25 protein-coding genes are annotated in these 25902 nt (G+C 64.3%); 15 read left to right on the top strand and 10 right to left on the bottom strand.

Translation table 11 applies throughout. The annotated features are described in order from the left end of the window. The first annotated feature begins 52 nt into the window (after positions 1–52). The 3 genes from BJG93_RS12690 (at position 53) to nadC (ending at position 3442) form a co-directional block, all read left to right on the top strand. Positions 53–1249, top strand: a complete 1197-nt coding sequence (locus BJG93_RS12690; RefSeq protein ID WP_027198620.1) for a DesA family fatty acid desaturase — start codon at positions 53–55, stop codon at positions 1247–1249. Between the two features lie 130 nt (positions 1250–1379). Further along, the gene (nadA, locus tag BJG93_RS12685) at positions 1380–2519 is read left to right on the top strand and encodes a quinolinate synthase NadA (RefSeq protein ID WP_027198619.1); all 1140 of its coding nucleotides are present in this window, start codon (positions 1380–1382) and stop codon (positions 2517–2519) included. Continuing rightward, on the top strand, positions 2519–3442 hold the full coding sequence (gene nadC, locus BJG93_RS12680) for a carboxylating nicotinate-nucleotide diphosphorylase (protein ID WP_027198618.1): 924 nt from the start codon (positions 2519–2521) through the stop codon (positions 3440–3442). The genes nadA and nadC overlap by 1 nt, the downstream gene beginning before the upstream one ends. Positions 3443–3569: 127 nt before the next feature. On the opposite strand, the gene nadB is transcribed toward nadC, so the two are convergent. The 4 genes from nadB to radC form a co-directional block, all read right to left on the bottom strand. Further along, entirely contained in the window at positions 3570–5168 is a 1599-nt protein-coding gene (gene nadB, locus BJG93_RS12675; protein ID WP_027198617.1) for an L-aspartate oxidase, read from the bottom strand. 227 nt (positions 5169–5395) lie between these two features. Continuing rightward, positions 5396–5563 carry a 50S ribosomal protein L33 gene (gene rpmG, locus BJG93_RS12670; RefSeq protein WP_008919555.1) on the bottom strand — a complete coding sequence of 56 codons (168 nt, stop codon included), beginning with the start codon at positions 5561–5563 and terminating at the stop codon, positions 5396–5398. A 10-nt stretch (positions 5564–5573) separates the two neighbouring features. Next, positions 5574–5807, bottom strand: a complete 234-nt coding sequence (gene rpmB / locus BJG93_RS12665; RefSeq protein ID WP_027198616.1) for a 50S ribosomal protein L28 — start codon at positions 5805–5807, stop codon at positions 5574–5576. Between the two features lie 200 nt (positions 5808–6007). Next, positions 6008–6919, bottom strand: coding sequence for a RadC family protein (radC, locus tag BJG93_RS12660; RefSeq protein WP_027198615.1), 912 nt, complete (start codon positions 6917–6919; stop codon positions 6008–6010). A 210-nt stretch (positions 6920–7129) separates the two neighbouring features. Here radC and BJG93_RS12655 point away from each other — a divergent pair, with 210 nt between their 5' ends. The 7 genes from BJG93_RS12655 to BJG93_RS12625 all read left to right on the top strand — a co-directional run bounded on the left by BJG93_RS12655 (position 7130) and on the right by BJG93_RS12625 (position 14201). Then, on the top strand, positions 7130–7585 hold the full coding sequence (locus BJG93_RS12655; RefSeq protein ID WP_027198614.1) for an FKBP-type peptidyl-prolyl cis-trans isomerase: 456 nt from the start codon (positions 7130–7132) through the stop codon (positions 7583–7585). A gap of 2 nt (positions 7586–7587) precedes the next feature. Next, positions 7588–8547, top strand: coding sequence for a 4-hydroxy-3-methylbut-2-enyl diphosphate reductase (gene ispH, locus BJG93_RS12650; RefSeq protein ID WP_027198613.1), 960 nt, complete (start codon positions 7588–7590; stop codon positions 8545–8547). Between the two features lie 542 nt (positions 8548–9089). After that, positions 9090–10292: a branched-chain amino acid ABC transporter substrate-binding protein gene (locus BJG93_RS12645; protein ID WP_027198612.1), complete on the top strand. Its 1203-nt coding sequence runs from the start codon at positions 9090–9092 to the stop codon at positions 10290–10292. A gap of 228 nt (positions 10293–10520) precedes the next feature. Beyond that, positions 10521–11471 carry a branched-chain amino acid ABC transporter permease gene (locus BJG93_RS12640; RefSeq protein WP_027198611.1) on the top strand — a complete coding sequence of 317 codons (951 nt, stop codon included), beginning with the start codon at positions 10521–10523 and terminating at the stop codon, positions 11469–11471. 26 nt (positions 11472–11497) lie between these two features. Next, on the top strand, positions 11498–12667 hold the full coding sequence (locus BJG93_RS12635; protein WP_027198610.1) for an ABC transporter permease subunit: 1170 nt from the start codon (positions 11498–11500) through the stop codon (positions 12665–12667). A 20-nt stretch (positions 12668–12687) separates the two neighbouring features. Continuing rightward, on the top strand, positions 12688–13479 hold the full coding sequence (locus tag BJG93_RS12630) for an ABC transporter ATP-binding protein (protein WP_027198609.1): 792 nt from the start codon (positions 12688–12690) through the stop codon (positions 13477–13479). 17 nt (positions 13480–13496) lie between these two features. Further along, on the top strand, positions 13497–14201 hold the full coding sequence (locus BJG93_RS12625; protein WP_027198608.1) for an ABC transporter ATP-binding protein: 705 nt from the start codon (positions 13497–13499) through the stop codon (positions 14199–14201). Positions 14202–14332: 131 nt separating this feature from the next. Here the strand turns inward: BJG93_RS12625 and BJG93_RS12620 are convergent, their stop codons facing one another. The 4 genes from BJG93_RS12620 to BJG93_RS12605 all read right to left on the bottom strand — a co-directional run bounded on the left by BJG93_RS12620 (position 14333) and on the right by BJG93_RS12605 (position 18002). Further along, positions 14333–14626 carry a GYD domain-containing protein gene (locus BJG93_RS12620; protein ID WP_027198607.1) on the bottom strand — a complete coding sequence of 98 codons (294 nt, stop codon included), beginning with the start codon at positions 14624–14626 and terminating at the stop codon, positions 14333–14335. 260 nt (positions 14627–14886) lie between these two features. Further along, the gene (locus BJG93_RS12615) at positions 14887–15360 is read right to left on the bottom strand and encodes a GNAT family acetyltransferase (RefSeq protein ID WP_027198606.1); all 474 of its coding nucleotides are present in this window, start codon (positions 15358–15360) and stop codon (positions 14887–14889) included. A gap of 19 nt (positions 15361–15379) precedes the next feature. After that, a complete protein-coding gene (locus tag BJG93_RS12610; RefSeq protein WP_027198605.1) occupies positions 15380–16564 on the bottom strand; it encodes an acetylornithine transaminase in 1185 nt (394 codons plus the stop codon). A 406-nt stretch (positions 16565–16970) separates the two neighbouring features. Then, on the bottom strand, positions 16971–18002 hold the full coding sequence (locus BJG93_RS12605) for a CDP-6-deoxy-delta-3,4-glucoseen reductase (protein ID WP_027198604.1): 1032 nt from the start codon (positions 18000–18002) through the stop codon (positions 16971–16973). Positions 18003–18096: 94 nt separating this feature from the next. Here BJG93_RS12605 and BJG93_RS12600 point away from each other — a divergent pair, with 94 nt between their 5' ends. Further along, positions 18097–19128 carry an NAD-dependent epimerase/dehydratase family protein gene (locus tag BJG93_RS12600; RefSeq protein WP_071336501.1) on the top strand — a complete coding sequence of 344 codons (1032 nt, stop codon included), beginning with the start codon at positions 18097–18099 and terminating at the stop codon, positions 19126–19128. A 20-nt stretch (positions 19129–19148) separates the two neighbouring features. Here BJG93_RS12600 and BJG93_RS12595 read toward each other — a convergent pair whose 3' ends face one another. After that, positions 19149–19337 (bottom strand): hypothetical protein, encoded by a 189-nt coding sequence (locus tag BJG93_RS12595; RefSeq protein WP_027198602.1) that lies wholly within the window; start codon positions 19335–19337, stop codon positions 19149–19151. A gap of 166 nt (positions 19338–19503) precedes the next feature. After that, a complete protein-coding gene (locus tag BJG93_RS12590) occupies positions 19504–20214 on the bottom strand; it encodes a pseudouridine synthase (protein ID WP_027198601.1) in 711 nt (236 codons plus the stop codon). Positions 20215–20308: 94 nt separating this feature from the next. Between BJG93_RS12590 and BJG93_RS12585 the strand changes: the two genes are divergently transcribed. The 4 genes from BJG93_RS12585 (at position 20309) to BJG93_RS12570 (ending at position 25864) form a co-directional block, all read left to right on the top strand. Continuing rightward, on the top strand, positions 20309–21577 hold the full coding sequence (locus BJG93_RS12585; RefSeq protein ID WP_027198600.1) for an MFS transporter: 1269 nt from the start codon (positions 20309–20311) through the stop codon (positions 21575–21577). A gap of 206 nt (positions 21578–21783) precedes the next feature. Then, on the top strand, positions 21784–22875 hold the full coding sequence (locus BJG93_RS12580) for a MurR/RpiR family transcriptional regulator (protein WP_027198599.1): 1092 nt from the start codon (positions 21784–21786) through the stop codon (positions 22873–22875). Then, positions 22872–23861, top strand: coding sequence for an isoaspartyl peptidase/L-asparaginase family protein (locus BJG93_RS12575; protein ID WP_027198598.1), 990 nt, complete (start codon positions 22872–22874; stop codon positions 23859–23861). The genes BJG93_RS12580 and BJG93_RS12575 overlap by 4 nt, the downstream gene beginning before the upstream one ends. Positions 23862–23920: 59 nt before the next feature. Then, complete coding sequence (locus tag BJG93_RS12570) at positions 23921–25864, top strand: dipeptide ABC transporter ATP-binding protein (protein ID WP_174566098.1); 1944 nt, start codon at positions 23921–23923, stop codon at positions 25862–25864. Positions 25865–25902 lie beyond the last annotated feature (38 nt).

The following is a 25902-nucleotide window of genomic DNA, read 5'->3' as shown; positions in this document are numbered from 1 at the left end:
TGACACATGCGCCGCGTGTGGTCCGTATCTCTCGTTCCGCAGGTAACTTACCTTGTTGAATTCTTTGCTCGATTTCCTTGCCCACGGGCTGCTGCATTTCTCGTGGTGGCAACTCGTCGTGTACACGCTGATCGCGACGCACATCACGATCATCGGCGTGACCGTCTATCTGCATCGCTGCCAGGCGCATCGCGCGCTGGAACTGCACCCGATCGCCAGTCATTTTTTCCGCTTCTGGTTGTGGATGACCACGGGCATGCTAACCGGGCAGTGGGCCGCGATTCACCGCAAGCACCACGCGAAGTGCGAGACCGAAGAGGATCCGCACAGCCCGCAGACGCGCGGCATCTGGAAGGTGCTGCTCGAAGGTGCCGAACTCTATCGCACCGAAGCGAAAAACGAAGAAACGATGCGCAAGTTCAGTCACGGTACGCCGAACGACTGGATGGAGCGCAGCGTCTACACCAAGTACCCGATCCTCGGTGTGAGCCTGATGATGGTGATCAACGTCGCGTTGTTCGGCGTCGTCGGCCTGACCATCTGGGCCGTGCAGATGGTGTGGATTCCTTTCTGGGCCGCGGGCGTGGTCAATGGACTCGCGCATTTCTGGGGCTATCGCAACTTCAATTCGTCGGATGCAAGCACCAACATTTTCCCGTGGGGCATCATCATCGGTGGCGAGGAGCTGCATAACAATCACCACACGTACGCGACGTCGGCGAAGTTGTCGAATAAGTGGTACGAGTTCGACATTGGCTGGATGTACATCCGCATCATGCAGGCGTTCCGTCTGGCCAAGGTGAAGAAGGTCGCACCGACGCCGCGCCTGACCACAGGCAAACTGGTGCTCGATCAGGACACGCTGCAGGCCGTGCTCGCGAACCGCTACGAAGTGATGGCGCGTTACGCGAAGGCGATCAAGCGCGCGTACCGCCAGGAGCTCGCGCATCTCAAGGAAGTCGGCGCACGCGAAAAATATCAGGTGATGCGCGGCGCGCGTAGCTGGTTCCACAAGGAAGAAGCGGGCCTGAACGAGCCGCAGAAGCTCCAGTTGCCGCAGATTTTCGCCAACAGCCAGAAGCTGAAGACCTACATCGACATGCGCAACGAACTCGCGGCGATGTGGGAGCGCTCCAACACGTCGCGCGAGCAACTGCTGGTGCAATTGCAGGACTGGTGCCATCGCGCCGAGCAGAGCGGTATCAAGGCGTTGCAGGACTTCGCGATGCGACTGCGTCGCTATGCCTGAAATCCATTAAAATTTCAGGACGTCACAAAACCCCGCGTTGGCGGGGTTTTGCATTTTTGGGCCGTGGAAAAGCATCGCGCGTGCAGCGCGAGTGGCAAGCCGCGGCGGCCACGCGAGGGCGGAGGAGATGATGAAGCAGCAAGCGATCAGGACCGTCGAGTACGATCGGCCTCGGGCGCAGGGCACGGCCTGCGGGATCGGGCAGGCGTGGGCTAAGGTGCCCGAGACGCCGTCCGCGGAAGAGAAGCGGGCGCTGAAGGCGCGCATTGGCGCATTACTTGAGCGCGAGAAAGCGGTGCTGGTCGCGCATTATTATGTCGACGCCGAATTGCAGGCGCTCGCCGACGAAACCGGCGGCTGCGTGGCCGATTCACTGGAAATGGCGCGTTTCGGGCGCGACCACGAAGCGCAGACGCTGGTGGTCGCGGGCGTGCGCTTCATGGGCGAGACCGCCAAGATTCTCAGTCCAGACAAGCGCATTCTGATGCCGGATCTTGATGCGACCTGTTCGCTCGACCTCGGCTGTCCGGTCGACGAGTTTTCGGCGTTCTGCGACGAACACCCGGAGCGCACCGTGGTCGTGTACGCGAACACGAGCGCGGCCGTGAAGGCGCGCGCGGACTGGATGGTAACGTCGTCGATCGGGCTGGAGATCGTTGCCGATCTGCATGCGCGAGGCCAGAAGATCATCTGGGCGCCGGACCGTCATCTCGGCGGCTACATCCAGGGCAAGACCGGCGCGGACATGCTGATGTGGCAGGGCTCGTGTCTCGTGCACGATGAATTCAAGGGCATCGAGCTCGATCTGCTGCGCGCCGACTATCCGCAGGCGAAGGTGCTCGTGCATCCGGAGTCGCCGGCCAACGTGGTCGCGCAGGCCGACGTGGTCGGTTCCACCACGCAGTTGATCGACGCCGCGCAGAAACTCGACGCGACGCATTTCATCGTCGCGACCGACCTCGGCATCTTGCACAAGATGCAACTCGCCGCGCCCGGCAAGACGCTGATTGCCGCGCCGACGGCCGGCAACAGCGCGACCTGCAAGAGCTGCGCGCATTGCCCCTGGATGGCGATGAACGGCCTCGCCAACCTGGCCGATGTGCTCGAGCGCGGCCACAACGAAATTTTCGTCGATCGGTCGATCGGCGAGCGCGCGCGTCTGCCGATCGACCGCATGCTCGATTTCGCGGCGCGTCACAAGAAGCGCGTGCAAGCGAGCGGCGATCTCGCGCGCGACGCGCAACTGTATTCGAACGTGGGGGCAGCGTGATGACGGTGGTGGAGAAGGTACCTGAGCAGGCGGCGGCGCGCGAAGGGGGCAACGCAGTGTCGCCGCTTTTCGCGGAGATCCATGCGCAATACGGCGCGGCGTTCGACGCGGCGCTCGCGCGCAATGTCGCCGATGCGCTTGCTGAAGATATCGGCAGCGGCGATCAGACTGGCCGCCTCGTGCCCGCCGATGACGTCCGCAACGCGCGCATCATCGTGCGCGAGGATGCGGTAGTGTGCGGCGTGCCGTGGTTCGACGCAGTGATGCGCTCGGTCGATCCGCGCATCGAAGTGCAATGGCGTTATCGCGAGGGCGAGCGCATGAGCGCCGACACGACGGTCTGCGATCTGCGCGGGCCGGTGCGTGCGCTGCTGAGCGCCGAACGTAACGCGATGAATTTTCTGCAACTGCTGTCGGGCGTGGCGAGTGCGACGCGCCGCTATGTCGACGCGATTGCGCACACGCGCACGCGCGTTCTCGATACGCGCAAGACGCTGCCGGGCTTGCGGCTCGCGCAGAAGTACGCGGTGCGCATCGGTGGCGGTGCGAACCAGCGGCTCGCGCTATACGACGGCATTCTGATCAAGGAAAACCATATCGCCGCGGCCGGCGGCGTGGGTGCAGCGATGGATGCGGCGCTCGCGTTGGACGCGGGCGTACCGATCCAGATCGAAGTCGAAACGCTCGAACAACTGGAAACCGCGCTTGCACATCGCGCGCAGTCGATCCTGCTCGACAACTTCTCGTTCGACATGATGCGGGACGCGGTTCGTATCGCGGCGGGGCGCGCGGTGCTCGAGGTGTCCGGCGGCGTGAATTTCGAGACCGTGCGTACGATCGCGGAGACGGGCGTGGACCGCGTGTCGATCGGCGCGCTGACGAAGGACGTGCGCGCGACCGACTACTCGATGCGGATCGTTTGAGCGTCGCGCGTTTTAGCGCAGTAACCAACGCTCGCGACGACTGAACAAGAAGGCCATTGCCGGAGTTTTCCGGCAATGGCCTTGTCGTTTGCGACGCCGTTTCAGCGCATGTTTCGACGCAGTGCCATCAGGTATTCGGCCTGCGCACATACTCCGGCGACAGCACTGTCGGCAGCGCCTTGGGCAAGGTGGCCGGCCAGTCGCGGCTGAAATGCAGGCCGCGGCTTTCGCGTCGCGAGCGCGCGCCGTCGACGATCAGCGACGCCACGTCGACCAGATTGCGCAGCTCCAACAGATCGCGGCTCACCTTGAAATTCGCGTAGTACTCGTCGATCTCGTCGCGCAGCAGCGCGAGCCGATGCTTCGCGCGCTCGAGCCGCTTGTCGGTTCGGACGATGCCGACGTAGTTCCACATCAGCCGGCGCAGCTCGTCCCAGTTGTGCGCGACCACGACCTCCTCGTCGGGATCGGACACGCGGCTTTCGTCCCAGTCCGGTAGCGGCGCGTTGACGGCGGCGGCAAAGCCCTCCGCTTCGATCGCCTGGGCGGCCGAACGGCCGATCACGAGGCATTCGAGCAACGAATTGCTGGCGAGCCGGTTTGCACCGTGCAGGCCGGTGCACGACGTTTCGCCGACCGCATAGAGACCCGCGAGATCCGTGCGCCCCGCCAGATCGGTGACGACGCCGCCGCACGTGTAGTGCGCGGCCGGCACCACGGGAATCGGCTCTTTCGTGATGTCGATGCCGAACTCGAGGCAGCGAGCCAGGATCGTCGGGAAATGCTCGTGCAGGAACTCGCTCGGCTGGTGGCTGATGTCGAGGTACACGCAATCGATGCCCCGTTTCTTCATTTCGAAGTCGATTGCCCGCGCGACGATATCGCGCGGGGCAAGCTCCGCGCGCTCGTCGTGATTGGGCATGAAGCGGGTGCCATCCGGCAGCTTCAGAACGCCGCCTTCGCCGCGTACTGCCTCCGAAATCAGGAACGACTTCGCGTACGGGTGGAACAGGCACGTCGGGTGGAACTGGATAAATTCCAGGTTCGACACGCGGCAGCCGGCGCGCCATGCCATCGCAATGCCGTCGCCGGTCGCGGTGTCGGGGTTGGTCGTGTACAGATAGACCTTGCCGGCGCCGCCGGTCGCGAGCACGGTATGCGGCGCTTCGATCGTGACGGTGCGGCCGCTTTGCACATCGAGCGCATATAGGCCATGGCAGCGGCGGCCGGGTAGGCCGAGGCGCTCGGAAGTGATCAGGTCGATCGCGTGATGGTCTTCAAACAGGGTGATGTTCGGATGCTGGCGTACCCGTTCGCTGAGGGTGGCGACGACCGCGTGGCCGGTCGCATCGGCAGCGTGAATGATCCGGCGGTGGCTATGACCGCCTTCGCGCGTCAGGTGAAAGCCCAGTTCGGCGGCGTCGTCTTTCGTAAATGGCACGCCCTGTTCGATCAGCCATTCGATCGCGGCGCGCCCATGCTCGACGATAAAGCGCGTCGCTGCCTCGTCGCAGAGGCCGCCGCCTGCGATCAGCGTGTCGCGCACGTGATTCTCGACGCTGTCCGCCGAATCGAGTACCGCGGCGATGCCACCTTGCGCCCAGTCGCTCGCGCCCTCGGTCAGCGATCGCTTAGCGATGACCGCCACGCGCCGTGTCTGCGCGAGATTCAGCGCGACGCTCAAACCAGCCAGACCGCTACCGACAATCGCCACATCGAATTCCATTGCCCACATCTCCGTCTTCCGTTTTGCGACGACGACGCGCGGAGCTGCGCGCCGCGAAAACGTCAAAGGATACGCGCCGCGACGCACTAGCGAAAGCTGGCCAAACGGAATAGGGCGATTCGCGCGGCGATTGCGGCGCTATCGTGAGGTCCGCGCAAAAACAAAAAAGCCCCGCACGGGTGCGAGGCTTTTCATGTTTTTGCCTTCGTCAGGCCGGAGAGCCAAGATTACTTGATCTTGGTTTCCTTGTAGTCAACGTGCTTGCGGATGACAGGATCAAATTTTTTGATCAGCATCTTTTCCGGCATGTTGCGTTTGTTCTTCGTGGTCGTGTAGAAGTGACCCGTGCCAGCGGTCGATTCCAGCTTGATCTTGTCGCGTGCGCCTTTCGCCATGATTTACTCCTTAGGCTTCACCGCGTGCGCGCAGGTCTGCGAGCACAGCGTCGATACCGTTCTTGTCGATCAGGCGCAGCCCGGCGTTCGAAATGCGCAGACGCACCCAACGGTTTTCGCTTTCTACCCAGATACGGCGGTTTTGCAGGTTCGGCAGGAACCGGCGCTTGGTCTTGTTGTTCGCGTGGGAAACGTTGTTGCCGCTCATCGGCGCTTTCCCAGTTACTTGGCATACGCGTGCCATGAGAGCACTCCTAATACGCTAATTCTGAGTTCGAACGCCGTGAAAGTTTCCCGAAAAGAGCCGCGCTGAGGGGTGTGCGAAGTTGCTTAGACGCACTTCGCTACCACAGCTGCCCGACCTTTGCGGAACGCCTTGATGGCTTCGGAACAGGGGGTTGGAAATAGGCAAACCGGAATTCTAGCAGAAAAAAAGCCGCAAAATCAAACCTTATTTGCGATGCGAGACACGGCGCCGTGCGGCGGCCCTTGTGCTTCACGCGCTCGAGCGGGCTTGCGCGCGAGCCTCGGCCAGCCGGCTCTGGCGAACGAGTATACGCTGTCCGCGGCGATCACCAGATGATCGATCAGCTGCACGTCGACGAGCGCGAGTGCATCGCGCAGTGTCTGCGTGAGGCGGCAGTCGCTCGCGCTCGGCTCGACGGCGCCGGACGGATGATTGTGCGCAACGATCAGGCTGGCGGCGTTCGCAGCGAGCGCCCGCCGCACGATCTCGCGCGGATAGACCGCCATGCGCGTCAGCGAGCCGCGCGCGCTTTCTTCGCAGCGAATGAGCCGATGCCGCGCGTCCAGAAACAGCGACACGAACACCTCCTGCGGCTGTCCGCCGATCAGAAGGCGCAGATAGCTTTCGACCGCTTCGGGCGAATTCATCAGCGGGCGCTTGCGCATCTTGTCGACGAGCGAGCGGCGCGCCATTTCCATGATCGCGAGCAATTGAGCCTTTTTCGCGGGGCCGATGCCGCGGATGCCGTCGAAGTCCGCATAAGTCGCGTCCAGCATCGCCCGCAATGAGCCGAAGCGATCGAGCAGCGCTCGTGCGACGCTGAACACATCGTGGCCGGGCAAGCCGGAGCCAAGCACGAGCGCGATCATTTCGGTGTCCGACAGCACGTCGGGGCCGTGGTCGATCAGCCGCTCGCGCGGCATGTCGCGCCGGTGCCATTTGCCGCGGAACAGTTGCGGGCGGCTGCGGGCGGTCGAGCCGGCGGCTTCTGACGAAGTCCCGGCCGCCGCATTCGCCGCGGCTTTCGCGCCGCCCCTCGCCCGTGCCCGCGGCTTCGGTCGCACCGTTGCCGCAGCTGTTTGGTCGATAGTGCTGGCGAAATCAGCCATAAATACAGAGTCCTTTGCGTAGGGTTGAAGGCGCGCGCGGCCGCAGTGCGCCGCAGGGCCATGCCGCGCTCACGCGCGACGGACTCGAGCCGGCGCCCGCTAGGTGGCTTACAATAGACGCTTTGCGCACGGCACTCCGACGGTTTGCCACAGGCGCCGACTGCGCCCGCGGCGCACGCGCGCAGCGCGCTTCGACTTAGCGAGCATTGCATGAGCATCATCGATATTTCCGAGGTGAAACCCGGTTCACACGTCACGCTGCATTACCGGCTTTCCCTTGCCGATGGCGCCGAAGTGATCAACACGTTCAACGACAAGCCGGCCACGCTGCTGCTCGGCGCCGGTCAACTGGCACCGCCGCTGGAAGGTATTTTGCTGGGTTTGAAGGTGGGCCACCATTCGACCTTTCAGCTAGCGCAGGGTCAGGCGTTCGGTCCGCGCAATCCGGAGCTGATCCAGCGCGTGTCTCTCGCCACGCTGCGGGAGAACAGCATGATCGGCGAGGATTTTTCCCCGGGTGACCTGGTCGAATTCAACGCGCCGGGCGGCGGGCGCTACGCCGGCGTGTTGAAGGAAGTCGGCGAAACGTCGGCCCTATTCGACTTCAATCACCCGCTTGCCGGCCAGGCGCTGGCGTTTGAAGTGAAAATCATCGGGATTCTGTAAACATGAGCATCACGGATACGACTCTTGCCGAAGCGGAGATCCTGCTGGCCCAGCCACGTGGATTCTGCGCCGGCGTCGACCGGGCGATCGAGATCGTCGAGCGGGCCATCAAGCTGTACGGCTCGCCGATCTACGTGCGTCACGAAATCGTCCATAACGCCTATGTGGTCGAAGATCTGCGCAAGAAGGGAGCGATCTTCATCGAGAACCTCGACGAAGTGCCGGCGGGCAACACAGTGATCTTCAGCGCGCACGGCGTGTCGAAGGCCGTGCGCCTGGAGGCCGAGTCGCGCGGGCTCCGGGTGTACGACGCCACCTGTCCGCTCGTGACCAAGGTGCATATCGAAGTCGCGAAGATGCGCCAGGACGGTTTCGACATCGTGATGATCGGCCACAAGGGCCACCCGGAAGTCGAAGGCACGATGGGCCAGGCGGCCGAGGGCATGCATCTGGTCGAAGACATCGAGGACGTGCAGGCATTGCAGCTCGCCGATCCCGAGCGGATCGCGTTCGTCACACAAACCACGCTGTCGGTCGACGACGCGGCTGAAATCATCGGCGCGCTGAAGGCCAAGTACCCCTCTATCCGCGAGCCGAAGAAGCAGGACATCTGCTACGCCACGCAGAATCGCCAGGATGCCGTGAAGTTCATGGCGCCGCAGTGCGACGTCGTGATCGTCGTCGGCAGTCCAAATAGTTCGAATTCGAACCGCTTGCGCGAACTCGCCGAGAAGCTCGGCGTGCCGGCCTATATGGTCGATTCGCCCGATCAGATCGATCCGGTCTGGGTCGAGGGCAAGCGCCGAATCGGCGTGACGGCTGGCGCATCGGCGCCGGAGGTGCTGGCGCAGGCGGTGATCGCGCGTCTGCGCGAACTGGGCGTACGCAACGTGCGCGCGCTCGAGGGCATCGAGGAAAACATCGCCTTCCCGCTGCCACGCGGGCTCGGTCTGCCGGCCTGACACTTCGTTAGCATCGCTGAAAGGAAAGCGCGCCCGAGGGCGCGTTTTTTTGCGCGCGAGCTGATGATCCTCTGGATAAATAAGGTGCCGGATCGAACGGATTCACCTCGTTTCAGTCGTCTCGCGCACAAATTACTTCGCACTGTGATCGCGTCTTTTATTGATTTTGAGTGATGCATCCCCGTTTTAAGCGAACCCAGGGCTGAGGACGAATAGAGCATGCACTAGACTAGTGCAAATGAGCCGCCGCGCGATAACAGGGCTTCGCCCGACGCAAAGCCCGGCCTATCCGCGGTTCACGCGAATCGGCCGCAACACATGATGCCACCGGGCTTGACGACGGTGCAACTGATGCACGAAAACGGGTCGCAACCCGGTTGCGCTTTTTAGCGTGTTTTGCTCTCCGGGTAAGGTTGCAATGCAGGAAAACCCCACCGGTTCAACAATATTGCCACCCGCATAATTGGAGTTACAATGCGCGCGTTCTCAAGGCCTTAAGGTCCTGAACAGTGGATTTTGCAAGGCGCGGGAGACCTTACTTGATGCGAGTCAAATTTGCTTACGCCGTGTCCATCGCGGCCGCGGTTGCGATGCTGACCGCGTGCGGCAAGAAACAGGATGGCGAAGCGGCAACCGGCGCATCGGCGGCTTCGGCCGCGGCGGTCGCCGCAGCGAGCGAAGCGACCATCGTGAAGATCGGTCACGCCGCTCCGTTGACGGGCGGCATCGCGCACCTGGGCAAGGACAACGAAAATGGGGCACGCCTCGCGGTCGAGGAAATCAATGCACAGGGTCTGACGATCGACGGTCGCAAGATCCAGCTGCAGCTCGACGCGCAGGACGATGCGGCGGACCCGAAAACCGGCACCGCCGTCGCACAGAAGCTGGTCGACGATCATGTAGTCGCGGTAATCGGGCACCTGAACTCCGGCGTCTCGATTCCGGCGTCGAAGATCTATAGCGACGCGAGCATCGTCGAGATCTCGCCGTCGTCGACGAATCCGGCCTACACGCAGCAGGGGCTCAAGACGACCTATCGCGTGGTCGCGACCGACGCGCAGCAGGGTCCGGCGCTCGCCAACTACGCGACGAAGGCGCTGCGCGCCAAACGCATCGCGGTTGTGGACGATGCGACCGCCTACGGCAAGGGTCTCGCGGACGAGTTCGCGAAGACGGCCGAGGCGAGCGGCGCGAAGATCGTCGCGCGCGAGGCGACGAACGACAAGGCCACGGATTTCCGGGCCATTCTCACCAAGATAAAGAGTGTTCAGCCGGACGCCATCATGTTCGGCGGCATGGATGCGACGGGCGGGCCGTTTACGAAGCAGGCGGCCGCGCTCGGTATCAGGGCAAAAATCCTTGGCGGCGACGGTGTGTGTACCGACAAGGTAGGTGAGCTGGCGGGTACCGCCGTGCAAAACCTGGTCTGTTCGGAAGCAGGACTCGCGCTTTCGAAAATGGACAAGGGAGCGGACTTCGAAAAGAAGTACGAGGACCGCTTCCACACGCCGGTGCAGATTTACGCGCCGTTCACGTATGACGCTGTGTACGTGATCGTCGATGCAATGAAGCGCGCTAATTCTATCGAGGCGCCCAAGGTGCTGGCTGCGATGCCTTCGACCGATTACAACGGGGTAATCGGCCACATCGCGTTCGACGACAAGGGTGATTTGAAAGAGGGCGCCATTACGCTTTACGACTTCAAGGACGGCAAGAAAGCAGTGCTCGACGTCGTAAAGATGTGATGACGGGAAGTTCGGCCTGACGGCACCGACACCATCCAACGGTGCCGTTTTTGCATCCGCCCAAGGCGAGCTCGTGACCGCATCACGGTCGCCAAGGCAAGCCGGCAGCGGATAACCCTTACCGGTCTTTTACATCAGTACCCGCAGTGCCGATGAGATTCGTAGCGCATCACCGCCCACCGGCAGATGAAAAACGCGAATCCAGTCGCACGGGCTAAGGAGCATTAAATGGATATCTTCATCCAGCAGGTCCTCAATGGACTGGTGCTTGGCAGTGTCTACGCCATCATCGCACTGGGCTATACGATGGTTTACGGCATTCTGGGCATCATCAACTTCGCTCACGGCGACGTGTTGATGGTGGGCGCGATGGTTGCGCTCTCCGCCATAGGTGTGCTGCAGAACCACTTCCCCGGCCTCGGCAATGTACTGACGCTCGTGATCGCGTTGATCATCGCAGCGGCGGTCTGCGCGGTGGTCGGCTACACGATCGAGCGGGTCGCCTACCGGCCGTTGCGGCGCGCACCGCGTCTCGCGCCGTTGATCACCGCGATCGGTGTGTCGATTCTGCTGCAGACGCTCGCGATGATGATCTGGTCGCGCAATCCGCTGCCGTTTCCGCAGTTGCTGCCCACCGACCCGATCAACGTGATCAAGGCCACCGACACGACGCCCGGCGCCGTGATCTCGATGACCGAAATCGTGATCATCGTGGTGGCGTTCCTCGTGATGGGCGGCCTGCTCCTGCTCGTGCACAAGACCAGGCTCGGCCGGGCCATGCGCGCGATCGCCGAAAACCCGAACGTCGCGAGCCTGATGGGTGTGAGCCCGAACTTCGTGATTTCGGCGACCTTCATGATCGGCTCGGCGCTGGCTGCGCTCGCCGGCGTGATGATCGCGTCCGAATACGGCAACGCGCACTTCTACATGGGCTTCATCCCTGGCCTGAAGGCCTTTACCGCGGCGGTGCTGGGCGGTATCGGCAATCTCGGCGGCGCGATGGTCGGCGGTGTGCTCCTCGGCCTGATCGAGCAGTTGGGCGCCGGCTATATCGGCAACCTCACGGGCGGCGTGTTCGGTAGTAACTACCAGGACGTGTTCGCGTTCATCGTGCTGATCGTCGTGCTCGTGTTCCGTCCGTCGGGTCTGCTCGGCGAACGTGTCGCGGATCGCGCCTGATCCCGGGCCACAAGGAGTCAACAATCATGACCTCAATTCAACCGATCGAGCCGTCCACGACGCTCATCCCCGAAAAGAACCTCACGAAGACGCTGACCATCGGCATCCTCACGGCGATCTTCGTGATCGCCGCGCCGATGGTGATCGGTGCGGCAGGCGGCAACTATTGGGTCCGCGTGCTCGACTTCGCGATGCTGTACGTGATGCTCGCGCTGGGCCTGAACGTGGTGGTGGGCTTTGCCGGCCTGCTGGACTTGGGCTACATCGCGTTCTACGCGATCGGCGCCTACACGGCCGCGTTGCTGAGCTCGCCGCACCTGAGCACGCAGTTCGAGTGGATCGCGCATCTCGCGCCCAACGGCCTGCACATGCCGATCTGGATCATCGTGCCGGTCGCGATGGCGCTCGCCGCAACGTTCGGGATTCTGCTCGGTGCGCCGACGCTGCGTCTGCGTGGCGACTACCTCGCGATCGTGACCCTCGGCTTCGGGGAAATCGTGCGGATCTTCATGAACAATCTCGACCGTCCGGTGAACATCACCAATGGTCCGAAGGGGATCACGGGTATCGACCCGGTGCATGTCGGCGGCTTCAGCCTCGCGCAGACGCACACCCTGTTCGGCATGCAGTTCCCGTCGGTGTACCTGTACTACTACCTGTTCGTGCTGTGCGCGCTGTTCGTGATCTGGACGTGTACGCGTTTGCAGCATTCGCGTATCGGCCGTGCGTGGGCCGCGATCCGCGAAGACGAAATCGCCGCCAAGGCGATGGGCATCAATACCCGTAACGTCAAGCTGCTCGCGTTCGCGATGGGCGCGTCGTTCGGCGGCCTCTCGGGCGCGATGTTCGGCTCGTTCCAAGGCTTCGTCTCGCCGGAATCGTTCACGTTCTGGGAGTCGGTCGTGGTGCTCGCCTGCGTGGTGCTGGGCGGCATGGGCCACATTCCGGGCGTGATCCTCGGCGCAGTGCTGCTCGCGGTGTTCCCCGAGTTCCTGCGCTCCACGATGGGTCCGCTGCAAGACATGATCTTCGGCCATGAAATCGTCGATACGGAAGTGATCCGTCAGTTGCTGTACGGTCTCGCGATGGTCGTGATCATGCTGTATCGCTCGGAAGGCCTGTGGCCCGCGCCGAAGCACGAAGACAAGATCGCGAAGCTGGCGAAGCGCGGCGGCAAGAAGCCGGTGCGCGCATAAGGTCCGGTGGAGAAAAAGACATGAGCGATAACGTAAGCAACAACGCGGCGATCCGTCTGTCGGTGAAGGGCGTCAACAAGCGCTTCGGCGGCCTGCAAGCGCTTTCCGAGGTCGGACTGCAGATCCGCGCGGGCGAGATCTACGGTCTGATCGGCCCCAACGGTGCCGGCAAGACAACCTTCTTCAACGTGATCACGGGTCTGTACACGCCTGATTCGGGCGAGTTCAAGCTCGATGGCGAAAACTACACGCCGACCGCGGTCTATCAGGTCGCGAAGGCGGGCATTGCGCGCACGTTCCAGAACATCCGTCTGTTCGGCGGCATGACCGCGCTCGAAAACGTGATGGTCGGCCGTCACGTCCGCACCAAACACGGTCTGCTCGGTGCGGTGTTCCAGACCCCGGCCGAGCGTCAGGAGGAGCGCGAGATCAAGGAACGCGCGCTCGAACTGCTCGACTACGTCGGCATCACGCAGTACGCGGACTATACGTCGCGCAACCTGTCGTATGGCCACCAGCGCCGTCTGGAAATCGCGCGTGCGCTGGCGACGGATCCGAAGCTGCTCGCGCTCGACGAACCCGCGGCCGGCATGAACGCCACCGAGAAGGTCGAGCTGACCAAGCTGCTCGACAAGATCCGCGCGGACGGCAAGACGATTCTGCTGATCGAACACGACGTGAAGCTCGTGATGGGCCTGTGCAACCAGATGACGGTGCTCGACTACGGCAAGGTGATTGCGCAGGGTCTGCCGCAGGACGTGCAGAAGGATGCGAAGGTGATCGAAGCTTATCTGGGTGCGGGGGTCCACTGATGTCCACGACACAAGCAATGTTGAAAATCAAGGGCCTGCAGGTCAACTACGGCGGCATCCAGGCGGTCAAGGGTGTTGACCTCGAGGTTGGCCAAGGCGAACTCGTCACGCTGATCGGCGCGAACGGTGCGGGCAAGACCACGACGATGAAGGCGATCACGGGCCTGAAGGCGTATGCGGCCGGCGACATCGAGTACATGGGTCAGTCGATCAAGGGACTGCCGGCGCACGAGCTGCTCAAGCGCGGTCTCGCCATGGTGCCGGAAGGGCGCGGCATTTTCGCGCGCATGTCGATCGTCGAGAACATGCAGATGGGCGCGTATCTGCGCAACGACGACGATGGCATCAAGGCGGACGTCGAGCGCATGTTCGGGTTCTTCCCGCGTCTGAAGGAGCGCGCATCGCAATACGCGGGCACGCTGTCGGGCGGCGAGCAGCAGATGCTCGCGATGGCGCGCGCGATCATCTCCCGTCCGAAGCTGTTGCTGCTCGACGAACCGTCGATGGGTCTGTCGCCCATCATGGTCGAGAAGATCTTCGAAGTGGTGCGCCTGATTTCCTCCGAAGGCATGACCGTGCTGCTCGTCGAGCAGAACGCACGGCTCGCGCTGCAGGCGGCGAATCGCGGCTACGTGATGGACTCCGGTCTGATCACGATGTCGGGCGACGCGAAGCAGATGCTCGACGATCCGAAGGTTCGAGCCGCGTATTTGGGTGAATAAGTGGGCGAACGAGTGGATCACTAAGCAGGTGACGAGTTGGACGTGCGCCGGTGGCGCACACGTCCGGCTCGCAACGCGCCCCGCGATGCAACGTCGCGGGGCGCGTTTTGTTTTTCTGGTTGGGACGTGAATTAAGGGAGTCGCCCGATAACCGAAGTGATTTCGTCTTTTGTGAACGCACGCAGCGTTTGCGAGCGGATATTGCCGGCCGAGCCGAGTGCGAAGCCGAAGGCGAGGAAGCTCTGCTCGTCTGCCGCCTCGACGACCGAGACAACGTCGTATGCCCCTAACGTCCAGTAGATCTGCTTCATTTCGCAGCCAAAAGATTTCGCCATTTCCGCCGCCTGCCCGGCTCGCTCTGCACTGTTCTTGATCGTGCGGATACCCTGATCCGTAAATTGCAGGAGCACCACATAAGTCGCCATGAAGATTCCCCTTAGGATTCCAACGCGTTGGGACTCAGACGCATGAGCCGCCCCCGGGGAAGGGTCGCGAATCGCCGCAAACCTGTCTTTGCAGCACCGGCGTCGTCTCGTGCGTAAACGATTTTAGGCAATCCGTCTGCCCGCCACCCGCTGTTTGTCCGAATCCGCCGATATATGCGCCGCTCGCTGGGGAACCATTGAAAAGGCCGCATACGCCAATCAGCGCATGCGGCCTTGTTTGATCAGGTGTGCGACGCGAATCAACCCGCCGGGGCCGCGTCCGCGTATTCGCCGAGCCGCTTGCCGAGGCTGATCACCGCATCGGCGCGATAGCCGAGCGCATCGTAGAACGCGCGCACTTCAGGCGTCGCTGACGATAGCACCTGCAGATTCAGCTTCGGACAACCACGCCGGGTCAACTCGCTCTCGACGTGCGCGACGAGTCGCGTGCCGATGCCATGACGTCGCAGCGATGCATCGACCGCGAGCGAATACAGCCAGCCGCGGTGTCCGTCATAGCCGCCCATCACGGTGCCGACGATTCGCCCATCGAGCAGCGCGAGGAAGAACAGCTCCGGTTGCGTCGCGAGCTTGTTCGCGATCGACAGACGCGGATTGCGCTGCGGTCTCGTCACGTCGTGATACTCGGGAAACACCGCCTGCCATAGAGCGATCACCGCGTCGGTATCGCTCGCGTCGAAGCGGCGGATCGACAGCGTCGTGTTCGTCGTCATCGGTGTGCTCCGTGGTCGATTACAGCGAGTCGAGAACCGAGCGCAGCATCGCCAGCATCTGGTCGATCTCCGCGGTCGTCACGTTGAGCGCCGGCATGAAGCGCAGCAGATTCGGACGCGCGGCGTTCAACAGCACGCCGTCGGGTTGCATGTCGCGCGCCTTCTCGACGATCTGGTTGCCGATGTCCTTGCCGAGCAGCAGTGCGCGCAGCAGACCCTCGCCGCGCTCGCCCTTGAAGCCGCGTTCCTCGGACAGCTCGAGCAGCTTCGTGCGCAGATAGTCGCCGCGCGAGCGCACACCTTCGAGAAAGCCTGGTGCCGTCAGCTGCGAGATCACCGAATAGCCGACCGCGGTCATCAGCGGATTGCCGTTGTAGGTGCCGCCCTGGTCGCCCGCTTCGAACACCGCGATTTCGGCTTTCGACAGCAGCGCCGCGAGCGGCACGCCGCCGCCAATGCCCTTGCCGAGGGTCATGATGTCCGGCTCGATGCCCGACAGCTGATACGCGAACAGCGTGCCGGCGCGCCCGCAGCCGCTTTGCACTTCATCGACGATCAGCAGAATGTTGTGTTTTTTCGTCAGCTCGCGCAGTTGCTGCATGAACTCGCGGGTCGCGGGGATCACGCCGCCTTCGCCCTGGATCGGCTCGAGCATCACCGCGACGGTCTTCGCGTTGATCAGCCTTTCCACCGACGCGATGTCGTTCAGGTCCGCCTTCGGGAAGCCCGGCACTTGCGGCGCGTAGATCGTGTCCCAGCCCGGCTTGCCGCTGGCCGACATCGTCGCGAGCGTGCGGCCGTGGAAGCTGTGGTCGAACGTGATGATCTCGAACGCGCCGTCCTTGAACTTCCTGCCCCATTTGCGCGCGAGCTTGATCGCGCCTTCGTTCGCCTCGGCGCCGCTGTTCGCGAAGAACACCTTGTCGAAGCAGCTGTGTCGCGTGAGCAGACCCGCGAGCTTCGCCATCGGCTCGTTATAGAACGCCGGCGACGGGTTGATCAGCAGCCCGGCCTGCTGGTTCAGCGCTTCAATCATGCCGTCGTTGCAGTGGCCGAGGCTGTTGACCGCCCAGCCCTGAATGAAATCCAGGTAGCGCTTGCCGTTGCTGTCGTAGATCCACGAGCCTTTGCCATGCGTGAAAACGATTTCGGGCCGGTTCGTGATGTACATCAGCGAATCGATTGGATACTCATTGAAATTCATGACGGCGGGCTCCAAGGCAAAAGGATGAGAGCAGGGTAAAGAAACGGTGACGGTTTAGCCAATAAAACGGCGGCCGGAAAACAGAAAAGCCACGGCATGCCGTGGCTTTCATGATTCGAACAGTTTGCGCCCAGATTTTGGTGTGGCGCGAGTCCGTGACGAAGCCAGCGGCGTCCCTAGGGGAGCGGCGAGCGGCGACGTCGGAGTTCGGACTGGATGCGGTTCATGCGCGAAAGAATACGATAAGAAAAGCGCTGGTGTAAACCATGAATTTGCACTGGCGCCGCATCGAGGCGATTTTTGCCGGCATGCCGGGAAGCTGACATGTTCGGCGCGAACGGCCCGCGCAAACGGCCCGCGCGAGCGCTCGGTCAAGCGCGCGGGCCGGCCATTTGCCGCCGTGCGATCAGACCGCGTTCGCGAGATCGGCCGCGCTCGTGAACGAGTCCGCATAGAACTCGTCTTCCGGCAGCTGGTGATGCTGCGTGAAGTCGCGCAGCGCCGATTCGACCATCACCGGCGCGCCGCACGCATACACCTGGTAGGCTGACAGATCGGGCAGATCTTCGATCACCGCGCGATGCACGAAGCCCGTGCGACCGGTCCACGCGTCGCTCGCATCGGGCTCGGAGAGCACCGGCACGAACTTGAAGTTCGGAATCTCGCGCGCCCATTGTTCGGCGAGTTCGAGCAGATACAGGTCTTTCTTGCGGCGCGCGCCCCAGTAGAGCGTCATGGGCCGCGTGATGTTCTTGAACACCGCATGCTCGACGATCGCCTTCAGCGGCGCGAAGCCGGTGCCCGACGCGAGCAGCACGATCGGCTTGTCGGCGTCTTCGCGCAGGAAAAACGTGCCGAGCGGCGCTTCGAAGCGGAGGATGTCGCGCTCCTTCATCGTGTTGAACACGTGATCGGTGAAGGCGCCGCCAGGCATGTGGCGAATGTGCAACTCGATCGGGCCTTCGACGTGCGGCGCGTTCGCCATCGAATAGCTGCGGCGCTTGCCGTCCTTCAGGATGAACTCCAGGTACTGGCCGGCCAGATATTGCAGACGTTCGTTGGCCGGCAGTTGCAGCTTCACGACGATCACGTCGTCGGCCTTGCGCTCGATCGCGTTCACACGGCACGGCAGCTTCTTGACCTGCACGTCGCCGACGCCGGCGACTTCGCGGACGTCGACTTCGAGATCGGAGCACGCGGTCGCGCAGCACAGCAGCGCCATGCCACGTGTCTTTTCGTCGTTCGACAGCGCCGACGACGAGTGCGCGCGCTGCTCGACCTCGCCGCTCACGACCGTGCCCTTGCACGAACCGCACGCGCCGTTCTTGCAGCCGTACGGCAAGCCGATGCCTTGCCGCAGGGCTGCGGAGAGCACCGGTTCGTCCTGTTCTACCTGAAACTGCCGGCCGCTTAGCCGGAGCGTGACGTTAAATGCCATAAAGTGTTCGGAATCGAAAAGTCGGAATCGAAATCGGACCCGCCGGATCAACCGCGCGGTACCTGTTGCGTGTGACCGCTACAATGCGTCCACCATGAAAGCGACACGAAACTTCCGCCGGCCGCGCGTGCTGATCGTAGGATGCGGCGACGTCGGCATGCGCTGCGTGCCTCTGTTGCGGCCGCGCGCGCACGTCTTCGCGTTGACGAGCCATGCCGAGCGCTGCGACGAGTTGCGCGCCGCGGGTGTGACGCCGGTCATCGGCGATCTCGACGCGCGCCGCAGCCTCGAACGGCTCGCGCGCCTCGCGCCGACGGTGCTGCATCTCGCGCCGCCACAGAAGTCCGGTGACGACGATCGACGCACCCGCGCGCTGCTGGCGACGCTAGCAGCCGCTGGCCGTATCGGCGGCCGCGCGGCAAGGTCGCCCGTCGCGCCCATCGCGCGGTTGCGCCGCGCGCGCGCTTCAGGTCTGGACGCTGAAACGCCCAATATTGTACCCGACGGGGTGCGCCGGACCGGCGCTTCGCGCGCACCGGTGCGCATCGTTTACGCAAGCACGACGGGCGTCTATGGCGATTGCGGCGGCGCGTGGATCGACGAAACGCGCGCGACCCGTCCCGCGAATGCGCGCGCCAAACGTCGGCTGTCGGCCGAGCGGCAGTTACGACGCGCGACCGCGCGCGGCAGCGTCACCGCGCGCATCGCGCGGATTCCGGGCATCTATGCGCGCAACCGGCTGCCGCTCGCGCGGCTCGAAAAAGGCACACCGGCGCTCGTCGATGCCGACGACGTCTACACGAATCACATCCACGCCGACGACCTCGCCGCGATCCTCGTGCGTCTCGCCACGCATGGGCGGCCCGGGCGCGCAGTGCACGCGTCCGACGATTCGTCGCTGAAGATGGGGCAGTATTTCGACGCGGTCGCCGACGCGTTCGGGCTCGCGCGTGCGCCGCGCATCACGCGCGCGCAGGCGGAGCAGCAGATCGATCCGATGCTGCTGTCGTTCATGCGCGAGTCGCGCCGGCTCGTGAACCGGCGTCTGAAGGAAGAGTTGCGGATGCGTCTGCGCTATCCGAGCGTCGACGACTTTTTGCGCGAAACGGTGAGCAGGAGCGGCTAGGCCGCACCGTCCACGCCGCATCAGGTCAGCGACGGTAGTACTTCCAGCAACAGAAAGCACAGCATGGCGCCGAGCAGCGCGCCGATCAGATTCGGATGGTACCTGTGCCGCAGCCGCATGATCGCGAGCGATCCGCCGACCAGCAGCAGAGCAAGACAGAAAAACGCAATCATCGCGTGCGAAACCGCCACCGTGCCGTCGATATGCATGGCGCCCCTCCTTGAAACTTTGTAGTCGTTTGTTTAAACGAGTATAGGGCGACATAAAAGCCACGGCATGCTGCAACGCAACGGCGTATGTGCGATGCACCGCAATGCGTGCGGGCTTTCTCCGGTGCATCAAGGGCTTAGACAGCGTTCGCTGCGCGGTAGTCGTTTACCCGGCCCGCAGTGCGGCGAGGTCCGTTTCGTCGAGCCATTGCCAAGCGCCGGGCGCGAGTGTCGCGGGCAGTACGAGCCCGCCGACCCGCTCGCGATGCAGCGCCTCGCAGCGGTTGCCCGAGGCCGCGATCATCCGCTTGACCTGGTGGTATTTGCCTTCGAGCACGGTGAGCGCGAGCGTGTGAGTGTCGCGCGCCTCGGCGTCGAGCGCGGCGCTCGGCGTGGTCTCGCCGTGCAGCAGCACGCCGTCGCGCAGCGCCGCGAGCTGCGCGTCGTCGAGCGGGTGGCGCGTGGTCGCGACGTAGCGCTTCGGCACCTTGCGTTTCGGCGACGTGAACTGATGCACGAACTTGCCGTCGTCGGAGAGCAGCAAGAGACCCGTGGTGTCCTGATCGAGGCGGCCGACGCACTGCACGCCGCGCTCGGCGAATTGCGGCGGCAGCAGGCCGAACACGCTCGGATGATGCTGCGGATCGCGCGAACATTCGTAACCGGCAGGCTTGTTCAGCAGCAGATACGCGTGCTCGCGATACGGCCATTCGACGCCGTCGACGCTAAAGCGCAACCCACCGCTCGCAATGGCGAAATCGGCGTCGGCATCGGTGCGGATAGCGCCGTCGATGCTGACGCGGCCGTCGCCGATCAACGCGCGGCATTGGCGACGCGAACCGAAACCTTGAGTAAAGAGAATGCTTTCGAGATTCATGGCGAGCGAAGAATAACACCGCAAGAAGCGGAGCGACCCGCACGCCCCGAGCGCCGACGATGAATGCCTCACGTCACATCTCCGGAGCGCATCGATGTCCGCCACGTCTTCCTCTTCGCCGTCTTCATCTTCCAACACGCAAAGTCTGCCCCGCGCGTTCCAGCGTCTCGCCTGGTCGAACCTGTGCGCACAGTCGGCCGAGCAGATCAGCCTCGCCGCCGCGCCGCTCGTCGCCGTGTTCGCGCTCGCTGCCAACGCGCGCGACACCGGTCTGCTGCAAGCCGCGCAGACGCTGCCATTCCTGTTGCTGTCGATGCCGCTCGGCGTATGGGCGGACCGCCGCTCGCGCCGCATGCTGATGACGCTGGCCGAAAGCGTGCGCGTCTGCGCGATGCTGTGCGTGCTGCTGCTGGTGCTCACGCATGCGCTGAATCTGCCGCTGCTCGCGGTGCTCGGCCTTGTCGCCGCGACGGGCACGGTCGCCTACAACGTCGCGGCGCCATCGCTGGTGCCGTCGCTGGTGCCGCGCGAAGCCTATGCGAACGCGAACGGCCGGCTCGAACTCGCGCGCAGCGTCGCGTATTCGGCCGGGCCGGCGCTGGGCGGCGTGCTGGTCGGCTGGATCGGCGCGGGCTGGGCGTATGGCGGCGCGGCGGTGTTGTCGGCGTGCGCGGTCGCGTTGCTCGCGGGATTGCGCGAGCCGCCGCGCGCGGCCACGCCGCGGCGGCATTTCATGTTGGAGTTGCGCGACGGCACGCGCTTCGTGTTGCGCGATCCGCTGTTGCTACCGATGCTGCTCACCGCCGTGTTCTTCAATCTTGGCTTTTTCATCCTGCAGGCGGTCTATGTGCCGTATGCGGTGCATCGACTGGGGCTCGATGCATCGGCGGTCGGCGTGACGCTCGGCGCGTACGGCGTCGGCATGGTCTGCGGCGCGCTCGCCGCGCCAACGGTCGCGCGGCGTCTCGCGTTCGGCCGTCTGCTGATCGTCGGACCGTCGTGCGGCCTGCTGGCATCGCTCGTGATGGTCGCGACGCTCGTCGTCCCATCGTTCTGGCTCGCGCTCGCGAGCTTCTTCCTGCTCGGCGCGGGACCGATCCTGTGGGTCGTCGGCTCGACCACGCTGCGCCAGGCGATCACGCCGCAACGGATGATCGGCCGCGTGTCCGCGCTGATCAGCACCGCCACCTACGGCGCGCGGCCGGTGGGCGCGCTGCTCGGCGCCGCGCTCAGCGCACGCTGGAGCATCGACGTGTGTCTGGTCGCGGCGGCATTCGCGTTTGTCGTGCAGGCGCTGATTATCGTGATGTCGCCGGCGGCGCGGCTCGTGGGCATTCCCGAGCAGAGCGCGGCGGCGTGCTGAGCGCGGCGCGTGGTGAAGCCGCCAATCGTCCCGGTGAAAATGCATTTTCATCGAGGCGCGGCATTGCGAGGATGTTCAACCCGTTGTCGGCAGGGCCGTGGTCGGTGAAAACCCTCGAATCATGAAAATGAATTTTTTTCGGCGCGTGTTTTATGTAAATATAATTTCATCGAATTCGCATAAAACAACCGCGCCTGTCCGTTCGCATGATCCATCATCCGTCCGCTGTACCGAACCCCGCCGAGCAGGCCATTGCCGCGCGCATCACCGCCGCGATGCCGACGCTCACGCCGATCCACCAGCGCATGGGCGAGTACGTGCTGGCCCATCTGTTCCGCGCGGCGACGATGCGTATCGACGAACTCGCGAGCGTGGTCGGCGCGTCGGTCGCGAGCGCGAATCGCTTTGCGCGCGCGCTCGGCTTCGACGGTTATCCGCAGTTTCGCGAGGCGCTCGTGCGTGGCTTCGAGGCGACGCTCGCGCCGGTCGAGCGGCTGCGCAGCGCGCAGGAAACGCTTGCGGCCGGTGACGATCTGATCGACGCGTCGCTCCAGCAGGCCGCCGACAATCTGCACGCGACGCGGACGTCGATCGATCGCGCTAGCGCCGACGCCGCCGTCGAGGCGATCATCGCCGCGCGCCGCGTGTTCGTGATCGGCTTCGGTGCCAGCGCGTTTCTGGCGAGCCTGATGGAGCACGGGCTGCTGCCGTATCACGACAACGTGCATTCGCTCGCGCTGATCGGCGGGCCGTCGCACGCGGCGCGGCATCTCGTGAGCTCGGGCCCGGGCGATCTCGTGATCGGCATTGCGTTTCCGCGCTATGTCGAGGACACGATCGAGCTGGCGCGTCGCGCCTCGGAACGCGGCGCGCGCGTGCTGGCGCTCACCGACGGTCCACGCTCGCCGCTCGTGCAGTGCGCGGATCTCGCGCTGTATGTGCGCACCGACCGGCGTCTTGCGTCGAATGCCGATTCCGCGGTGCTCGCGGTCATCGAGGCGTTGTGCGACGCGGTGGCCTATCGCGCGCAACGCTCGGTCAAGGCGGCCGCCGAGGTCAGCGAGTTCGTGCTGCCGTGGCTGTTCGATCCGCAGTCCGGCGCGGCCGGCGCCGCGCAGGCGTCTTCGCGCGCTTCGAGCAAAGCTGCGCGAGCGAAGCCTGCCAAGCTCGAACACGGCGACGGCGCGAAGGCCGGCAACGCCAAAGTCAAAGGCATGAAAGCCAGCGATACCGAAGCACAAGCCGTCACGGCAGTCCGCACTCCCCGAACCAACCGCACTCCACGATCCAAACGATGAACCCCAACGCAGTCATTGCCATTCATGGCGGCGCAGGAACGATCCTGCGCGCGTCGATGTCGGCCAGCGCCGAAGCCGAATATCACGCGGCGCTCGAGGCGGTGCTGAGCGCCGGCCAGCGCGTGCTCGCCGACGGCGGCAGCGCGCTCGACGCGGTCAGCGAGGCGGTGCGCCTGCTCGAAGACTGCGCGCTCTTCAACGCGGGCCACGGCGCGGTCTACACGGCGGCCGGCACGCATGAGCTCGACGCGGCGATCATGGACGGCCGCACGCTCGATGCCGGTGCGATCTGCTGCGTGAAGCGCGTGCGCAATCCGATTCTCGCCGCGCGCCGGGTGCTCGAGCGCAGCGACCACGTGCTGTTCACCGCCGAAGGTGCGGAGGCATTCGCGGCGGCGCAGGGGCTCGAACTCGTCGATAACAGCTACTTCGATACCGACGCGCGCCGTCGCCAATGGCAGCTCGCGCGCGAGCAGCAGCGTCCGATGCTCGACCACGACGCCGCGACGCTCGCGTGCGAGGCTTCGCGCAACGCCGAGCCGACGCCGCACGAGCCGATCGATCCGAACCGCAAGTTCGGCACCGTCGGCGCGGTCGCGCTCGACCGCCACGGGCATCTCGCCGCGGCGACCTCGACGGGCGGCGTGACCAACAAGCAGGTGGGCCGCGTCGGCGATACGCCGCTGATCGGCGCCGGCTGCTACGCGGACGACGCGACCTGCGCGGTGTCGACGACCGGCTCCGGCGAAATGTTCATGCGCATGGTCGCCGCCTACGACGTCGCCGCGCAGATGGCGTATCGCCAGGTCTCGCTCGAACAGGCCGCGCACGACGTCGTGATGAACCGCCTGCCGAAGATCGACGGACGCGGCGGACTCGTCGCCGTCGACGGGCACGGCAACGTCACGCTGCCGTTCAATACCGAAGGCATGTACCGCGGTTTCGCGCGGTTGGGCGAAGCGCCCGTGACGGCGATCTATCGCTAGCCGCTCGCGCGCGTCGCCAGATTGCGTGAAGCCCCTGAAGCCCTGTTAGCCGCGTTCGAATGCAAAGCAAAGGAATCACCGTGCCGACTTCCACGCACACCGCCAGCCCACTTATCGAAACCCTGCCGCCGCAGCGCGTGCTGGCGGTCGACGATCTGACGGTCGCGTTCCGCCGCGGCGACGCGAGCTTCAACGCGGTGCGCAATCTGTCGTTTACGGTCGAGCGCGGCGAGACGCTCGCGATCGTCGGCGAATCGGGCTCGGGCAAGTCGGTCACGTCGCTCGCGCTGATGCGCCTGATCGAGCATGGCGGCGGACGTCTTGCCGGCGGCAGCATCGCGTTCCGGCGGCCCGACGGCAGCGTGCTCGATCTCGCGAAGGCGTCGTCCGGCACGATGCGCACGATTCGCGGCGCCGACATCGCGATGATTTTCCAGGAGCCGATGACCTCGCTCAATCCGGTCTTCACGGTCGGCGATCAGATCAGCGAGGCGATCGCGTTGCACCAGGGCAAGAGCCGCGAGGCCGCGCGTGCGGAAACCTTGCGTCTGCTCGCACTGGTTCGGATTCCCGAGGCGAAGCGCGTGGCGGCGCGTTTCCCGCATCAGCTGTCGGGCGGTATGCGCCAGCGCGTGATGATCGCGATGGCGTTGTCGTGCAAGCCCGCGCTGCTGATCGCCGACGAGCCGACCACCGCGCTCGACGTGACGATCCAGGCGCAGATCCTGCAATTGATCCGTGGGCTGCAGGACGAGATGAACATGGGCGTGATCTTCATCACGCACGACATGGGCGTGGTCGCCGAAGTGGCCGACCGCGTGCTCGTCATGTATCGCGGCGACAAGGTCGAGGAGGGCGCGTCGGACGCGCTGTTCGCCGCGCCATCGCATCCGTACACGAAGGCGCTGCTCGCGGCGGTGCCGCGGCTCGGCTCGATGCAGGGCACCGATCAGCCCGCGCGCTTTCCGATCGTGGCCGTCGAGCAGGCCGGCGCGAACGGCGCCGATGCCGCGGTGCAGCCCGCCGCGGCCGTCGCCGAACAGGCGCAGCCTGCCGTGCGCGACGACATGCCGCCGATTCTGCGCGTGCGCGATCTGGTCACGCGCTTTCCGGTACGCAGCGGCCTGTTCGGCCGCACGACGGGCCGCGTGCACGCGGTCGAGAAAGTCAGCTTCGATCTGCGCCCCGGCGAGACGCTCGCGCTGGTCGGTGAATCGGGCTGCGGCAAGTCGACCACGGGCCGCTCGTTGCTGCGGCTGGTCGACAGTCAGAGCGGCTCGATCGAATTCGCCGGCAAGGAAATCAGTTCGCTGAGCGGGCCCGCGTTGCAGGCGCTGCGCCGCGATATCCAGTTTATTTTCCAAGACCCGTTCGCGTCGTTGAATCCGCGCCTGACGGTCGGCTTCTCGATCATGGAGCCGCTGCTCGTGCATGGTGTCGCGCAGGGTGCAGAAGCGCAGGCGCGCGTCGCGTGGCTGCTCGAGAAAGTCGGCTTGCCGGCCGAGGCCGCGCGCCGCTATCCGCACGAGTTTTCGGGCGGGCAGCGTCAGCGTATCGCGATCGCCCGTGCGCTCGCGCTGAATCCCAAAGTCGTGATCGCCGACGAATCGGTGTCCGCGCTCGACGTCTCCGTGCAGGCGCAGATCGTCAATCTGATGCTCGATCTGCAGCGCGAGCTCGGCGTCGCGTATCTGTTCATTTCGCACGACATGGCGGTCGTCGAGCGCGTGTGCCATCGCGTCGCGGTGATGTATCTCGGCCAGATCGTCGAGATCGGACCGCGCCGCGCGGTGTTCGAGGCGCCGCGGCATCCATACACGAAGAAGCTGATGAGCGCGGTGCCGGTGGCCGATCCCGCGCGACGTCACGCGCAGCGCATGCTCGCCGCCGACGATATTCCGAGCCCGATTCGCGCGCTGCACGACGAGCCGGTCGTCGCGCCGCTCGTCGCGGTGGGACCGGATCACTTCGTCGCGCAGCATCGCGTCGGCGGCGTGTATTGAACGAAGCACCCACCATAACGACTTCGTCACACCCTCAA

This window comes from Paraburkholderia sprentiae WSM5005 (assembly GCF_001865575.2).
Classification (GTDB): Bacteria; Pseudomonadota; Gammaproteobacteria; order Burkholderiales; family Burkholderiaceae; genus Paraburkholderia; species Paraburkholderia sprentiae.
Note: the sequence above shows the minus strand (reverse complement) of the source record. Positions and strands in the feature narration are given on the sequence as shown.

What these genes read in the sequence shown, in the direction of transcription:
- BJG93_RS12600 (WP_071336501.1), top strand. Translation starts at nt 18,097, where the DNA reads ATGAAAGCGACACGAAACTTCCGCCGGCCGCGCGTGCTGATCGTAGGA.
- nadC (WP_027198618.1), top strand. Translation starts at nt 2,519, where the DNA reads ATGACGGTGGTGGAGAAGGTACCTGAGCAGGCGGCGGCGCGCGAAGGG.
- nadB (WP_027198617.1), bottom strand. Translation starts at nt 5,168, where the DNA reads ATGGAATTCGATGTGGCGATTGTCGGTAGCGGTCTGGCTGGTTTGAGC.
- BJG93_RS12620 (WP_027198607.1), bottom strand. Translation starts at nt 14,626, where the DNA reads ATGGCGACTTATGTGGTGCTCCTGCAATTTACGGATCAGGGTATCCGC.
- rpmB (WP_027198616.1), bottom strand. Translation starts at nt 5,807, where the DNA reads ATGGCACGCGTATGCCAAGTAACTGGGAAAGCGCCGATGAGCGGCAAC.
- rpmG (WP_008919555.1), bottom strand. Translation starts at nt 5,563, where the DNA reads ATGGCGAAAGGCGCACGCGACAAGATCAAGCTGGAATCGACCGCTGGC.
- nadA (WP_027198619.1), top strand. Translation starts at nt 1,380, where the DNA reads ATGAAGCAGCAAGCGATCAGGACCGTCGAGTACGATCGGCCTCGGGCG.
- BJG93_RS12570 (WP_174566098.1), top strand. Translation starts at nt 23,921, where the DNA reads ATGCAAAGCAAAGGAATCACCGTGCCGACTTCCACGCACACCGCCAGC.
- BJG93_RS12595 (WP_027198602.1), bottom strand. Translation starts at nt 19,337, where the DNA reads ATGCATATCGACGGCACGGTGGCGGTTTCGCACGCGATGATTGCGTTT.
- ispH (WP_027198613.1), top strand. Translation starts at nt 7,588, where the DNA reads ATGAGCATCACGGATACGACTCTTGCCGAAGCGGAGATCCTGCTGGCC.
- BJG93_RS12605 (WP_027198604.1), bottom strand. Translation starts at nt 18,002, where the DNA reads ATGGCATTTAACGTCACGCTCCGGCTAAGCGGCCGGCAGTTTCAGGTA.
- BJG93_RS12610 (WP_027198605.1), bottom strand. Translation starts at nt 16,564, where the DNA reads ATGAATTTCAATGAGTATCCAATCGATTCGCTGATGTACATCACGAAC.
- BJG93_RS12625 (WP_027198608.1), top strand. Translation starts at nt 13,497, where the DNA reads ATGTTGAAAATCAAGGGCCTGCAGGTCAACTACGGCGGCATCCAGGCG.
- BJG93_RS12645 (WP_027198612.1), top strand. Translation starts at nt 9,090, where the DNA reads ATGCGAGTCAAATTTGCTTACGCCGTGTCCATCGCGGCCGCGGTTGCG.
- BJG93_RS12630 (WP_027198609.1), top strand. Translation starts at nt 12,688, where the DNA reads ATGAGCGATAACGTAAGCAACAACGCGGCGATCCGTCTGTCGGTGAAG.
- BJG93_RS12590 (WP_027198601.1), bottom strand. Translation starts at nt 20,214, where the DNA reads ATGAATCTCGAAAGCATTCTCTTTACTCAAGGTTTCGGTTCGCGTCGC.
- BJG93_RS12635 (WP_027198610.1), top strand. Translation starts at nt 11,498, where the DNA reads ATGACCTCAATTCAACCGATCGAGCCGTCCACGACGCTCATCCCCGAA.
- BJG93_RS12585 (WP_027198600.1), top strand. Translation starts at nt 20,309, where the DNA reads ATGTCCGCCACGTCTTCCTCTTCGCCGTCTTCATCTTCCAACACGCAA.
- BJG93_RS12580 (WP_027198599.1), top strand. Translation starts at nt 21,784, where the DNA reads ATGATCCATCATCCGTCCGCTGTACCGAACCCCGCCGAGCAGGCCATT.
- BJG93_RS12640 (WP_027198611.1), top strand. Translation starts at nt 10,521, where the DNA reads ATGGATATCTTCATCCAGCAGGTCCTCAATGGACTGGTGCTTGGCAGT.
- radC (WP_027198615.1), bottom strand. Translation starts at nt 6,919, where the DNA reads ATGGCTGATTTCGCCAGCACTATCGACCAAACAGCTGCGGCAACGGTG.
- BJG93_RS12575 (WP_027198598.1), top strand. Translation starts at nt 22,872, where the DNA reads ATGAACCCCAACGCAGTCATTGCCATTCATGGCGGCGCAGGAACGATC.
- BJG93_RS12655 (WP_027198614.1), top strand. Translation starts at nt 7,130, where the DNA reads ATGAGCATCATCGATATTTCCGAGGTGAAACCCGGTTCACACGTCACG.
- BJG93_RS12615 (WP_027198606.1), bottom strand. Translation starts at nt 15,360, where the DNA reads ATGACGACGAACACGACGCTGTCGATCCGCCGCTTCGACGCGAGCGAT.